Source organism: Corynebacterium nasorum (assembly GCF_022347325.1).
GTDB lineage: Bacteria > Actinomycetota > Actinomycetes > Mycobacteriales > Mycobacteriaceae > Corynebacterium > Corynebacterium kefirresidentii.
The window spans coordinates 26,344-39,894 of the sequence record NZ_JAKRDU010000007.1 but is presented as its reverse complement, the minus strand read 5'-3'; the positions used below and the strand labels follow the sequence as shown (position 1 = coordinate 39,894).

The window sequence follows — 13,551 nt, the reverse complement described above, 5'->3', positions numbered from 1 at the left end:
CTCCTTAATTATCTTTAACGCTCGGACTGGCGCGGGCGCACCATCACGTGCGCATCTGCTCCGGAGGGTTGGTAGTAATTCTCACGAATCCCCTGCTTGGCAAAGGCATAACCCTCATAAAGGCCGATAGCAGGTTCGTTGCCTACCCGTACCTCGAGGAAGACCGGGGCGTCTTTAAGATCCGCAATATGGCAAATATTGTCCATCATCATGCGAGCAACGCCGCGGCGCTGTGCGGCGGGGTCGACGCCGATGGTGTGGATTTCAAATTCTGGATCAGCCGCTGGCCCCATCATGCCGATTCCCGCATAACCTAGCAGCACTGTAGATTCGTGCGCGGGGTCGAGCGCGCCTTCTACCCCGAAATAGAAGTTGAAGGGCTGGGCCATTTCCTGGTGGAAAACTCCGCTGGACCATGGGGTCTCTCCGGGGAAAAGGACTTTTTCCAGCTCGGCGCATCGAGGCGCGTCGGCCGGGGTCAACTCGCGCAGCTTCACAGTTCAACCTTAGGAATGGCGGCCGACAGCTGTTGCTGCTTCGGCGGAACCGCATCCGGGCGGCGTAGGTAGAGCGGCACAACGGGGGCTGGTTCCGCAGTGAGGTCAGCTACGGCCACTAGGGCTGCTGCGGTGGGATGGGCCGCGCGGTGTGGCAACTCGGTCAGCTCCTCCGGTAGCTGTGCGGCGAGGCGCTCGGGGATGATGACCTCGGCCGTAGCGTTAAGTCCCACCTCAACTTCTGCCGGCTTAGTTACCTCAGGACCAGAGATGCGCTGCACACCAGAATCGGTGGCGCGGTAGGTGGCCCAATAGATCTCTTTGCGGCGTGCGTCGGTAGCCACCAAGGCGGTGGCCTCGCCACCCGCGTCTGCGGGGCTCGCGTGGAGGCCGGCAGCATAGGCGATTGCATCGTGGGTGCATACGCCGTGGAGGGGGATGGACAGGGCGTCGGCAAGCGCGGAGGCAGTCGCCATACCCACGCGCAACCCGGTAAACGGGCCTGGGCCCACGCCGGTGACCACCGCATCTAGGTCGGAATACTCCATACCTGCCTCTGCGAGGGCGTCAGTGATCGTAGGTATGAGCAGCTCATTATGAGCGCGGGTATCTTCCAATACGCGCTCGGTGGTCTGCCCAGTGGCGGTATCTACTACCCCGGTGACCAAGGCGGTAGTTGCCGTGTCGATCGCGAGGACGCGCATTAGCCAACCAGCTTCCAGGTTCCATCCTGACGCTGGAACGCCAAAGGCTGAGCGCCCTGGACCATCGGTACTCCGCCATCCAGGCTCTGGCCCTGCTGCTCCATGGCCTTGATTTGGGTATTGATCATTTCACAGACTTCGACCTTTTCCGGGTCCAGCTCTTCGATGAAGGGCTCAGTGCTCTGGGAGATGGCAACCGCGTAGCTCTTGCCCTCTGGGACCTTGCCATCTTCAAAAGTGATGTCCTTGGTATCGATCTGTGCCTCTTTGACCTTCTCTTCCTGCATGCCCGGGCAGATGAAGCCAATAGCGGCATAGTCCTTGCCGTAGACATCGGACGGAATAAGGCTCATCGCCTCCAGGTTTTTCGGCGTCTTAGACAGCGTGGAGCTGAGGTTTCCCTCCAATGGATTGTCCTCGCGCAAGGTAGACGAGGCGAGGAGAACCATCATGACAACAATAAAGATGGCGATAATGGCGGCGGTAAGGTTGCGAGCGAATTTAGTCATGGGGTGAGTAAAGCTCCTTGAAAAGTTTTAGATTTCAGGCGGTGGGCGGTTTATCTGGCAACCGATGCTACCTGGTTAGCCGCAACACAAAACCCACAGGGTAGTGCCTGCCAGTGTAGGCGGGCACCCCTGTGGGTGAGTAATTAACGCGATGTATTGACGCTATAGCAATAGCAAAAGCAGCACCTGCGAGGCGATAATCTTGCCGATGATTGTCGTGGGATACACCGTGGCCCAGCCACGACCGGCCAGCTCGGTGCCGGTTTGGTCGCGAATATAGGCAAAGACCGCCGGATTGGTGGTCATGCCAGCCGCACAGCCCATGGCCTCGTCCCACTTCAGCTTCAGCACCAGCATGCCGATGACGCCAATCAGGATAGCGGAGGTCAAGGTGATAATGAGACCCACGCCCATAATGGTCAGGGAGGACGGATCCGTTAGGGCATCGCGGAAGGAAGCGCCGGCCGAAGTACCCACGCCAGCGAGGAAGAGGGTCAGTCCCATATTAGAAATGGTTTCGCGCGTATGGAATGGCATCTGCCAGTTAAGCGGACCTGTCCGGTTGAGGTAGCCCAGCAGCAAGCCGACGACCACGGGGCCGCCACCGAAGCCTAGCTGCAAGGTGGAACCGCCTGGCATCGGAATCGGAATGAGGCCAAGCAACATGCCCAGCGTCAGGCCGATAGCCATGGACAGCAGGTCCGCGTTACCCAAAGCAGCTTCAGAGTCACCGAGATACTTGCGTACATAAGACAAGCGGCTCGGGCTGGTTACTACGCGAACACGATCCGAATAGTTAAGCACCGTATCTGGATGCGGGACGAGGTCCTTATCGCCCTTACGAATACGAGCGATGATAAAGCCGTGGTCTAGGGCCTTGATCTCGCGAACCGACTTACCTGCAATGTCCGGGTTAGACACGGTAACGCGGGCGTACTTTAGACCGGCTTCCTCGGTCAGCTCCACCGGGTATTCTTCACCCAAAATCTCAATGGCCTTATCGACGGCCTCTTCGGAGCCATTGAGGAGGTATGCTTCGTCCTCGCATAGCGGCATTTCTGGGACGGCGAGGCGGTGACGCTCTTCGTCAGAAACGATACGAGTAGCAACGACAGTCTGGCCGGTTACACGGTAGATATGACCAGCGGTATCATTAAAGTTCTTGGTCAAGCGCACGCCCTTGGCCACGAGCTCGGCGGGAATCATGCCCTCCGCGCGGGCATCTTCCTCATGGTTGACCTTAACCACCTTGGCGCCGATAGCTGCGACCAGAATCGCGCCGATAACCGCACCCGGGTAGGCTAGGGAGTAACCGACAACCGGGGTGGAATCGCCCACCATTTCCACCACGGCGGCCATACCCGGTGTGGAGGAAAGCGAACCGGCGAACATACCGGTAGCTTCTGGCACGCTCAGGCCAAAGGCGCGGATGAGGCCAAAGCCTACGGCGACCAGGATAACCAGCATTCCCAGCATGAATACCGTGAGCTTCCAGCCACGGGTCTTAAACTCGCGGACGAAGGAAGGCCCAAAGCTTAGGCCAATGGCATAAACGAAAATCGCCAAGCCAAATTGATAGACCAAAGGCGGAATTTGGATATCAGGATTGGCAGTAGAAAGACCCAGCGCCACAAACATCGCAGCCGCGGCACCGAGGGAGATGCCGAAGATCTTAATCTTGCCAATCGCTAGACCCACCGCCATGATGACGAAGAGAGATAGCAAAGGACTAGAGGCGAGAAAATTCAACACCTCAATAGAATTACGCACTGGTTATACCCGGGGCAAATTCTCCGCGTAGGAGATTCATCACTTATCCGCACTTTAGGCGGACATTTGTGCTAATGACCGCCCCGCAACGACCACGTAAAGCGGCGAACATCCTCGTCTGTGCCCGCGTATTCCGCCGGCTCGCGGTCGATGCTAATAAACAGGTAGTGCTCCGCAATCTGCTCTACTAGTCCCCCACCCCATTCGGCAATGACCACGGCGTCTTCTAGCTCCGTGTCCAAGTCCAAAGCATCGAGCTCCCCTAGCGGATCCCCGGAATTAGCGCCGCCTTCATCGAGCAAACGGTAGGCATCAACGTGAACGAGGTCCGGCCCACCTACGGTTGAGCGGTGCACCCGGGCAATCACGAAGGTCGGCGAGGTTACCCGCCCCTTGACCTGCATGCCCTTGGCGACACCCTGCGTTAGCGTCGTCTTTCCAGCCCCCAATGGCCCATCCAGGATCACCACATCGCCAGCCTCGAGCGCCGCGCCCAGCTCTTCGCCGAAAGCATAGGTTTCTTCCACCGTGGATAGGTCACGGCTGCCGGATTCCGGAAAGCTACTGCGCATCTTCTTCTCCTATGTATTCGCGTTCGGTGCGGCCATCGGGCAAGCAGACCACCTCGTAGTTGATGGTTCCTGCCGCCGCGGCGAGATCCGTAGCCGATACTCCCCCGTTGCCGAAAATCACGGCAGCTTGACCTGTGTCCACGCCATGGGGGTTGTCGCCCAAGTCCACCACAATCTGATCCATACAGATTCGGCCTACCTGTGGATACAGGTGCCCGCCGATGCCTACATGCAAGTCGCCTTGATAACCACGCGGTAAACCATCGGCGTATCCGCAATCCACGGTGGCCAAAAATCCCGGCTTATCCGCCTTCCAGGTCAGTCCATAACAGGTGCCTTCCCCTGGCTGAATCGGCTTTACGTTAAAAATCTGCCCGGACCAAGTCATGGCTGGGCGCAGACCATGCTCGCGGCCGTCAATAGGCTCCAAACCATAGCAGGCGGCGCCTACACGTACCTGCTCAAAATAGGAGGAAGGACGCGTCAGCACAGCTGGTGAATTGGCCAGGTGATTGACTGGGCACTCCAGCCCAATCTCGCGTGCGAGCCGCAGGGCCTTGCGGAACGCCTCCTCTTGGGCGTCGTTGTGTGGATTATCCGGCTCATCAGCACAGGCAAAGTGCGACATAAGGCCGAGGACCTTGATTTGTGGGGCGTCGCGCAGCACCTTAAAAGTGTCCGCCCAATCCTCTTCATCCACACCGGAACGGTGCATGCCGGTTTCTACCTTGACATATATCTCAGCAGGAAAATCGGCTTTAACCAGCTTATGTGCCTGTTCAAGAGAGTTAACTGCTACCTCAATGCCGCAGGCAAGTGCCTCTTCGAGGATTTCGTCCGTCTGCCAAATCCACGCCACGATGGGTGCCTCCACACCCGCGCGGCGCAAATCCACCGCCTCCCGCAGAGTGGCCACGCCAAAGCTATCCGCGCCTGCACGCGCCATTACCGGCACGACTTTGACCGCGCCGTGGCCATAGGCATCGGCCTTGACCACGCACATGAGCTTGACCTCAGGCCCTACCTTTTCCTTGATGAGGCGGACGTTGTGCGCGATGGCGGAGAGATCAATGGTGGTTTTCAGCATGTCCACCATTGTGCCACTGCTCACCCTTTTGCTGAATTCGGGCGGGTAGGGGCCGGTGAGCGAGCAACGTGCCTACACAAATTTGTACAAACAAAAAGGAAGCCCCCTTTCCTACCACGCAAGAAACGCGGCAGGTAAGGGGGCCTAACGGCGGACGCTTGGAGTGGATTACTCCACGGTCACGGACTTGGCCAGGTTGCGCGGCTGGTCCACGTCGTAGCCCTTGGACTTGGCTACGTGGGCGGCGAAGATCTGCAGTGGCACGGTAGCCAGCAGCGGCTGCATGAGGGTCGGGGCCTTCGGGATGCGGATGACGTGGTTTGCGTAATCCTCCACGGCGGTATCGCCTTCTTCCGCGATCACGATGGTGATGGCACCGCGGGCACGGATCTCCTGAATATTGGAGACGACCTTGGAGTGCAGGGAGTCGCGGCCACGTGGGGATGGCACGATAACGAAGACCGGCTGGCCCTCCTCAATAAGCGCAATTGGGCCGTGCTTGAGTTCACCTGCGGCAAAGCCCTCGGCGTGCAGATAAGCGATCTCCTTGAGCTTCAGCGCGCCCTCTAGCGCTACCGGGAAGCCGACGTGGCGGCCCAAGAAGAGCACGGATTCCGCGTCCTTCATGGAATTGGCCAGGTTGGCCACCTGGTCTTCCTCGTCGATGACGCTTTGGACCTTATCCGGCATGTGGCGCAGCTCAGCAAGAACGCCCTGGATCTCATCGGCGAACATATTGCCGCGCAGCTGAGCCAGGTAGAGGCCAAGCAGGTAGGTGGCGGTAATCTGCGCGAGGAAGGCCTTGGTGGAGGCCACGGCGATTTCCGGGCCGGCGTGGGTGTAGAGCGCGGCGTCGGATTCGCGCGGGATGGACGAGCCCTGGGTATTGCAGATGGCAATAACCTTGGCGCCCTGCTGGCGGGCGTGGCGCACGGCCATCAAGGTATCCATGGTCTCGCCGGACTGGGACAGCGCAACAACGAGGGTCTTCTCGTTCACGATCGGATCGCGGTAGCGGAACTCGTGGGCGAGCTCGACCTCGGTAGGAATGCGGCACCAGTGCTCGATGGCGTAGCGCGCCACGTGGCCGGCGTAGGCGGCGGTACCGCAGGCAATGACGATGATCTTGTCGATGGACTTCAGCACGGTCTCATCGATGCGCAGATCATCGAGGGTCAGTTGGCCTTGCTCATCGAAGCGGCCCAGCAGGGTATCGCGCACGGCGGAAGGCTGGTCGTGGATTTCCTTTTCCATGAAGGAATCAAAGCCGCCCTTTTCCGCAGCGGCGGCATCCCACTTGATTTCAAAAGGCTTGCCCTGTGCAGGGTTGCCCTCATAATCGGTAATTTCCACTTCGTCCGCGGTGATGGTCACAACCTGGTCGTTGTCCATCTCCACGGCAGACTTGGTGTAATCAATAAAGCCGGATACATCGGAGCCGAGGAAGTTCTCGCCCTCGCCCAAGCCGATAACCAGCGGGGAGTCGCGGCGAGCGGCAACAATGCGATCGGCCTGCTCGGCGTGGATGGCTAGCAGGGTAAACGCGCCCTCCAGGCGAGCGCAGGTTAGCTGCATAGCCTTGGTCAGGTCACCGGCTGCCTCGTTGTGGAAGACATCTCCCAGCAAGGTGGCAGCGACCTCGGTATCGGTCTCGGAAACGAAGTTATAGCCCTTGTGCAAAAGCTCGGACTTGAGCTCCGCAAAGTTCTCGATGATGCCGTTGTGTACCACTGCCAGCTTGCCGCCATCGACCACGTGCGGGTGCGCATTCAGGTCGGTGGGGCCACCATGGGTAGCCCAGCGGGTATGGCCGATACCCAGCACGGAGTCAGGCAACGGGCGGGCTGCAATCTCAGCATCCAGCGCAGCGACCTTACCGGCCTTCTTGCGCCAGCTGATATCTCCATCGGCGTACATTGCTACGCCAGCGGAGTCATAACCGCGGTATTCCAAACGGCGCAGCCCTTCTAGAACTACGTCGAGGGCGAAGTAATCACGGCCACCACCAGCGTGACCAATATATCCAACAATTCCACACATGGTTGCTGATTTTACAGCACAAGGGGCAAAGCTCTAGGCGGGCGGGGCGTCGGCAAGCAAGGCACGGCACCCCACCCGCTACTGTGCTGGGAAAACTAGCGCGATGCCTGTTCCAAAAGCTCCAAAATGTGGTGGTAATCCTCGCCGGTGGCTCGGGTGAGACCAAGCTCGCAAGTGCGGTTGGTCGAGGCGTGATACTGCGCTCCGATTGCCCTGACCTGTGCCGCTTCGGCGCGGGTGGCGGCAGCGGTAAGCTCCGGGTGAAGCATGCCGCGGTCGCCGGCATAGCCACAGCAATTCCACTCGGTGGGAATGTGTACCTCGGCCGCGGCGGCGCGGGCCACCTTTTCTACATCATCCATCATGCCCAGTTGGAAAGCAGAGCAGGTAGGGTGCACAGTCACGGAAGTCACTGGATTCTTTACTTCCAGCTGCGGCAGCAAGGTATCGGCCGTAAAGCTAATGGCGTCAATAACGGTGATACCCACCGACTCCAATATATCTTTAAAGCCAGCGGTGCAGCTGCTGGCGTCCACGATAACCGGCAGGCGCGCACCATCAGTAGCGTCCATGACGATATCGCGCACGCGCTGCTCCATTGCATCGTGGCCGGCCTGCATGCCCTTGGAAGACCATGGTGTACCACAGCAAAGCTTGTCGATGCCCTGCGGAACCTCCAGCGCGACCCCGGCGCGCTCCAAGAGCGCCACAAAGGAATCGGTAGCACCCTTGCCGCCGCCTTGCGGGCCGAACATGGTGTTCACGCAGGCGGGCAGATAGATTCCGGTGGTCTGGGCATAGCGATCACCTACGCGGCCGGCCAAGCGGCCGCGGGACTTGCCGCCCTTGCCCAACTCTGGCTGGTACTGCGGGAGATTATCGGCACCGATGAGACTGCGGCCCACATCGGTAACCTTTTTGACTAGCTCGGTGGGCAATAGGTGCGCGCCGGTAAGCGCTACCCCGGCGCCTTGGCTGACTACCTGCCAGTTCTTGGCGGCAGCACCCCACAGCTTTTGCTGCGCTGGCTGGGCTTCCTCGCGGCGCAAGCGCTTGATGAACTTGCCGGTATCGATGCCTACTGGGCAAGCAGTGCGGCACATCGAATCCACGGCGCAGGTCTCGACGCCCATGTACTCGTAGGCCCGATCTAGCTCAGCGACGAGTTGGCTATCGCCAGCTTCTTCCGCGCGCTTGCGGGCGCGGCGCACCACAATGCGTTGGCGTGGGGTAAGCGTGAGGTCGCGCGACGGGCAGACCGGCTCACAGTAGCCGCACTCCACGCAGCGGTCTACTTCCTCTTCCACGGTGGGATTGAGCTTGATGTTTTGGATGTGTGCATCGGGGTCATCGTCCAAGATGACGCCGGGGTTCATCGTGTTGGTGGGATCGCAGGCCCGCTTGAGTTTCTGCATTACCTCATAGAGCTCATCGCCGTACTGGCGGCGCACATACGGCGCCATGGCGCGGCCGGTGCCGTGTTCCGCCTTGAGATTGCCCTCGGCCGAGAGGACCAAGTCCACCATGCCCTCGTTGAAACCGTTATAGCGACCGATGGCATCATCGCCTTCAAAGCGGTCCGTAAGCAGGAAGTGGATATTGCCGTCCTTGGCGTGGCCGAAAATGACGGCATCATCATATCCATAGCGGGCAAAGAGTTCCTGCAGCGAAGAACAAGTATCTGCCAGATCGCCGACGGGCACGACGATGTCTTCCAAAAGGGCCGTCGTGCCAGACGGGCGCGCCTCTGCTACCTGGGCGTACAGACCCTTGCGGAAATTCCAAGCGGTAGTGCGCGTTGTGGCATCAGCCGAGAAGGCTGCCGGGGACTGCAGCGGCAATTCGCGCAAGAGCTGCGATCCCTTGCATTCTTTCTCCTGCAGTTCCTCTTGGGCATCAGCGTGATACTCAATGAGCAACGCGGCCTGCTTATCCACATCGAAACCGGTAATGGCCTGCGGCACCTTATCAAAGCCTTGACCGACGCGAATAGAGGCAGAGTCCATCAGCTCCAGGGTGGCCGCTCCGGTCTCCAAAAGTGCCGGCAGGGACTTGGTGGCAGCGCTGAGATCATCAAATACGGCCACCGTGGTGGTGGTCAGCTTAGAAATCGGCACCGTGCGGAAAACCGCTTCCGCAATGAAGGCCAGGGTTCCTTCCGAACCGATAAGCAGGTGCTCAAAAAGCTTGACCGGGCTATCAAAGTCGAGGAAGGAATTGAGACCATAGCCCATCGTGTTTTTCAGCTGGAAGTGACGGCGGATAATATCCACGGATTCCTGGTTATCGCGTACACGGCGCTGCAGGCGGATAAGCGTGTCCACCAGCTCCGGTTCCTGCTCCTGGAACTGCCGGTCTGCATCGGGATCGGCGGTGTTAATTACGGTGCCGGTAGGCAGCACAAAGGTCAGCGATTCCAGAGTGTTATACGTATTGAGCTCAGTGCCGCAGGCCATGCCGGAGGAGTTATTAGCCACCACGCCGCCGATGGTGCAGGCAGACTCGCTGGCCGGATCCGGCCCCAGTTTGCGGTTGCGCAGGCCTAGGCGGGCGTTGACCTGACGCACCGTCGCGCCGGGCTGGACGCACACGCGCTTGCCCTCATCAAGAACTTCTATACCGCGGAAGTGCTTGCGCACATCCACCAGGTATCCATCGCCGGAAGCCTGAACTGCCAGAGAGGTGCCACCGGAGCGCAGAGTTACCGGAACATTCTGCTGCCGGCCCGCACGGAAGATGGCCGCCACATGCTCGGCGGAGCGAGCCTCGATGACTGCCTTGGGGGTGTACAGGTAGTGCGAGGCATCGGAGGCATGTGCCACGCGGTCAATGACTTCGGTCTTTACCTCCATCCCATAGCGAGTAGAAAGTTCTTGCACATCAACGACGCCGGTAGTCATGTACCGCAGCCTGCCTTCCCAGAAAAAGAGTACGTAGTTGTTCACACATTGCACTCCCCTGCGCTTAGCGTCGCAAGTTAGGAGGGGCTTAGGAAAGCTCGCCGCCACACCCGCTCCTCGGCCGGATACTGCGTAGATTTTTCTCAGATAAACCCGCACCCTTTCCCGCCTGGCGGGTGATCTTCATCTATCCTGGAATGCGTGTCTGCGAATTTGAAAAAACATCTAGCAACGTTGTCGAAGCGTGGCCGCAACCGAGTTTTGGTTGGCGACCTTGACTATGCCGGAATCACCGGCAAGGTTTATACCCCCGCGGAGGGCCAGAGCCTGCCCGCGGTGGCTTTTGGCCATGACTGGATGCACAAAATTAAGGATTACCACGCCACCCTGCGCCACCTGGCTAGCTGGGGCATCGTCGTGGTAGCCCCCGATTCTGAGACCGGCCCCTTCCCCGACCACCGCAACCTAGCTGCGGATATGGAATCCGCGTTGCAGATTGCCGCCGGGGTAAAGCTAGGCTCCGGAAACATTACGGTCTCCCCGGGCAAGCTCGGCATGATTGGCCACGGCATGGGCGGTGGCACCGCCGTGCTTGGGGCCTTGGACAATAAGAAAGTCGCCGCCGTCGCCGCTATTTACCCCTCGGTCACCTCCCCCTCTGCGGTGCAGGCTGCCCGCCGCATTGACACCCCGGGCCTAGTCATCGGTTCCGGCCAAGAAGACATCTTCAATGCTGGCAACCCCGCCAAGCTGGCCTATAACTGGCGTGGCCCGGTGTGCTTCCGCGCCATCGACAAGGGCAGCCAGGCTGGTTTTACCGAGGATCGCCTGCGCAAGTTGGCCATCGGAACGGCTGCTTTCCAGTCCGGCCCTACCGAAATCGCCCGCGGTTTGCTCACCGGCTTCCTGCTGGCCACCCTAAATGATGATTCCACCTACGCCGCCTTTGCAGATCCAGAGGCAAGCGCGAAGAAGGTAGAAAGCCTGGTAGGCGAAGACCTGGCCGAGCGCGCCGGCGTAACCCGCGACGCCTAAGGCTTTAGCCCCGCCGCAGCACTGATTGCACCTGCCCCGACGCGTTTCGTGAACGCGCCGGGGCAGCGCCATATCGGGGCCTGGGCGCCGCTGCTTGTCGACGCCCCACTTGCCCCTTCTCCCTCCGTGCCTCCTGCATGGCCTTATCCGCGGACTTTTCTAGCTCGTCCTGCGCTTTCGCCAGCGTTTTTTCAAATTCCAGCAAGCGTTTAGCCGTCCTTTCCCGAAAGCTTTGCGCAAACTCTGCGAAGTCATTATTCATTACCACTGCCTTGCCTTTCGTGCCTTAATGGATGGTTCTTCTGGTGCGGGTGCCGCCTCCTGCTGTGGCGCTGGCGCTGGATCCGGTACAGGTGCTGGGTCCGGTGCCTGGCTCAGTGCTGGGCCCTGCTCAGGTGCTGGCTCAGAAGCCGGTGCCGGGGCCTCCGCTGCACCAGCGGCTTGGAGGTGCGCCACCTTTTCCGGTGGCGGCGTTGGCTCCTCTACCTGAGACAGCTCTGGGGGCGGTGTTATGACTCCGTCATCACCAGTCGGTTCAGGTTCAGGGCAAGGCTCCGGTTCGGGCTCTGGCTTAGGCTCAGGGCAGGGATCAGGCTCCGGCTCATCTACAGTCTCGGGTTCGGGTTCTTGCACCGGACAATCCAGTTCGGACATGTTCTCCAAGCACTGTGCAGCGCCTTCCACAATGAGACCCACGCCCACCAATGCGATTCCGGCTCCGACCAGGCCGAGGCTACCGCTACAGGAGGATTCGATCTCACAGCCTCCTGAGCTGGCTTGGCTCTTATCCACGCATTCTTCAGTACTCTCCGCGGTATTGTCTGGGCACAGAGGTTTCTCGCTTGTGCCCGGTTCAGAAGCGGGTTCGGTATCCATTTCTGGCTTGAGCTTCGGCTCTGGATTAGCTTCTGGCTCGGGACATGGCTCTTCTACCCGCTCCGGCTGTTCTGGCGGCTCCTGCGGCGGAATGATCTCCGCCTGTGCTGGCTTAGTGGTCCCTACTTCGCGCTCCGACTGTACTGGCCGCTCGGTGTTTGATTGCTCGGTGCACTCACAGCAGTGGCACCCAGCACCATGCTCTGATGAGGTCTCCGTGTGCATTTCCGTCTCGGCTGCAGGCTCCGGTGCAGGGCATGCCTCAGGTGGAGTAGGCGTTGGTGAAAGAGGCGTCGGTTGTGGCGGCTTGGAAGTGGCATGGTGTGATTCCGGCTTGGAGTCAGGCTCTGGCATGGGCTTGGACTCTGGTGGGCACTCCACTTGGGCAGGCTCGGTGGACTGCGGAGGCGGGCACTCTTCCTTCGGCATCGGCTTGGTGGGAGCTGGGGTATCCGGGCACTTTTCTACTGGTGCGGGGCAGGCATCATCTGTAGGCTTCGCCGGCTTCGGAGATTCTTCTGGCAATGGGCGCTCACAGACGCACTCACAGCGCGATTCGAACTCGCTATAACAGGATTCGATCGCATCATCGCGGTCGCGGCAGGTGCTGGCGATATTGTGATTTGTCTCCTCAATAATTTGCCCCCCGATCGTGGAAAGAATCGGGATGATGAACCTGGCTAAAGGGTGTTTGGTGGCGACCATGGACAAAATATTTAACAGTGGGATGACCGCAGAGACGAGCTCGGTAAGGGCCGTGTCAGAGACATCAACGACGTCAGCAATAGCGCCTGAGCACTGCTCCGCCGAGCTAGTCAGATGTGCGGCATCTTGGCGGTCAATGTCGAAGTCTTCCTGCACGCCGCACAGGTGCTCACGCATGGCGCCCTGAGCAACCTCGGAATCATCCTGCTGCAAATAGCCCGCTAGTCCAGCACCGCCTCCCTTCGGGCGATTGCCGCCCACGGCCGCAACGGTATTTTTCACCAAATTTTCGGGCGCAATGCCATCAACCGCACCGACTAACTCTCCTAGTAGATTCATCGGCATGCTGGGGCCCGAGTAGCTGCCCAGGCAGGCGAATTGGAATTGAGAAATAGCGTTAGAGTAGTCCCCCAACAGGGATTTTGTCAGCGTACTCACTTGCTGCCAGCCTCCCTACCGCGTGCAAAGGAGCTGCCAAAGGACTCATCAAAATCGGCGAAGGCGCGCACCTGTTCATGAGCGGCGTGGGCGGTGGCGGATAAATTATCCAACCTCTGCCCGCCGCGCTCATGGATGCGCGCCAAAACATCGCGAATGCGCTCACCGTGGCCGCCAAAATTGCGTCCGGCCGCGGCCACCGGAAAATCCGGCACCTCAGCCCGGTGGGCATCGCGTTGTTCGTCGTTATCGGCTACAACCTGCCGTAGTGCGGACATCGCCTCCACGGGGCGAAGAAAAACCTCAGACACTGGTGTATTCCCCCAAATCCATATGCGGTAAAAGTTCTCACCTTCATTGGACTGGGGTTTAGGCCAAATGGTTCCCTCGGATTATAAAAATCTTCCACACTAAGCGG

Annotated in this window: 11 protein-coding genes; 1 reads left to right on the top strand and 10 read right to left on the bottom strand. The window is 59.6% G+C overall.

Annotated elements, in window-relative coordinates; all coding sequences use genetic code 11:
- Positions 1 to 14: 14 nt before the first annotated feature.
- The 8 genes from MHK05_RS07290 to MHK05_RS07255 all read right to left on the bottom strand — a co-directional run bounded on the left by MHK05_RS07290 (position 15) and on the right by MHK05_RS07255 (position 10,079).
- Complete coding sequence (locus MHK05_RS07290; protein WP_239205789.1) at positions 15 to 497, bottom strand: GNAT family N-acetyltransferase; 483 nt, start codon at positions 495 to 497, stop codon at positions 15 to 17.
- A complete protein-coding gene (tsaB, locus tag MHK05_RS07285) occupies positions 494 to 1,201 on the bottom strand; it encodes a tRNA (adenosine(37)-N6)-threonylcarbamoyltransferase complex dimerization subunit type 1 TsaB (RefSeq protein WP_239205787.1) in 708 nt (235 codons plus the stop codon). The genes MHK05_RS07290 and tsaB overlap by 4 nt, the downstream gene beginning before the upstream one ends.
- Positions 1,201 to 1,710: a hypothetical protein gene (locus MHK05_RS07280; protein ID WP_023020615.1), complete on the bottom strand. Its 510-nt coding sequence runs from the start codon at positions 1,708 to 1,710 to the stop codon at positions 1,201 to 1,203. The genes tsaB and MHK05_RS07280 overlap by 1 nt, the downstream gene beginning before the upstream one ends.
- A gap of 162 nt (positions 1,711 to 1,872) precedes the next feature.
- Positions 1,873 to 3,462 (bottom strand): aspartate:alanine exchanger family transporter, encoded by a 1,590-nt coding sequence (locus tag MHK05_RS07275; protein ID WP_239205867.1) that lies wholly within the window; start codon positions 3,460 to 3,462, stop codon positions 1,873 to 1,875.
- 89 nt (positions 3,463 to 3,551) lie between these two features.
- Entirely contained in the window at positions 3,552 to 4,052 is a 501-nt protein-coding gene (gene tsaE, locus MHK05_RS07270) for a tRNA (adenosine(37)-N6)-threonylcarbamoyltransferase complex ATPase subunit type 1 TsaE (protein ID WP_239205785.1), read from the bottom strand.
- Positions 4,042 to 5,145 (bottom strand): alanine racemase, encoded by a 1,104-nt coding sequence (gene alr, locus MHK05_RS07265; RefSeq protein WP_239205865.1) that lies wholly within the window; start codon positions 5,143 to 5,145, stop codon positions 4,042 to 4,044. The genes tsaE and alr overlap by 11 nt, the downstream gene beginning before the upstream one ends.
- Positions 5,146 to 5,307: 162 nt before the next feature.
- Positions 5,308 to 7,179 (bottom strand): glutamine--fructose-6-phosphate transaminase (isomerizing), encoded by a 1,872-nt coding sequence (gene glmS, locus MHK05_RS07260; RefSeq protein WP_023020611.1) that lies wholly within the window; start codon positions 7,177 to 7,179, stop codon positions 5,308 to 5,310.
- A gap of 95 nt (positions 7,180 to 7,274) precedes the next feature.
- The gene (locus tag MHK05_RS07255) at positions 7,275 to 10,079 is read right to left on the bottom strand and encodes an FAD-binding and (Fe-S)-binding domain-containing protein (protein WP_239205863.1); all 2,805 of its coding nucleotides are present in this window, start codon (positions 10,077 to 10,079) and stop codon (positions 7,275 to 7,277) included.
- A 201-nt stretch (positions 10,080 to 10,280) separates the two neighbouring features.
- Between MHK05_RS07255 and MHK05_RS07250 the strand changes: the two genes are divergently transcribed.
- Positions 10,281 to 11,114: a dienelactone hydrolase family protein gene (locus tag MHK05_RS07250; RefSeq protein WP_239205783.1), complete on the top strand. Its 834-nt coding sequence runs from the start codon at positions 10,281 to 10,283 to the stop codon at positions 11,112 to 11,114.
- A 261-nt stretch (positions 11,115 to 11,375) separates the two neighbouring features.
- On the opposite strand, the gene MHK05_RS07245 is transcribed toward MHK05_RS07250, so the two are convergent.
- Entirely contained in the window at positions 11,376 to 13,133 is a 1,758-nt protein-coding gene (locus MHK05_RS07245) for a hypothetical protein (protein ID WP_239205781.1), read from the bottom strand.
- Positions 13,130 to 13,444 (bottom strand): hypothetical protein, encoded by a 315-nt coding sequence (locus MHK05_RS07240; RefSeq protein ID WP_239205779.1) that lies wholly within the window; start codon positions 13,442 to 13,444, stop codon positions 13,130 to 13,132. The genes MHK05_RS07245 and MHK05_RS07240 overlap by 4 nt, the downstream gene beginning before the upstream one ends.
- Between the last annotated feature and the right edge of the window lie 107 nt (positions 13,445 to 13,551).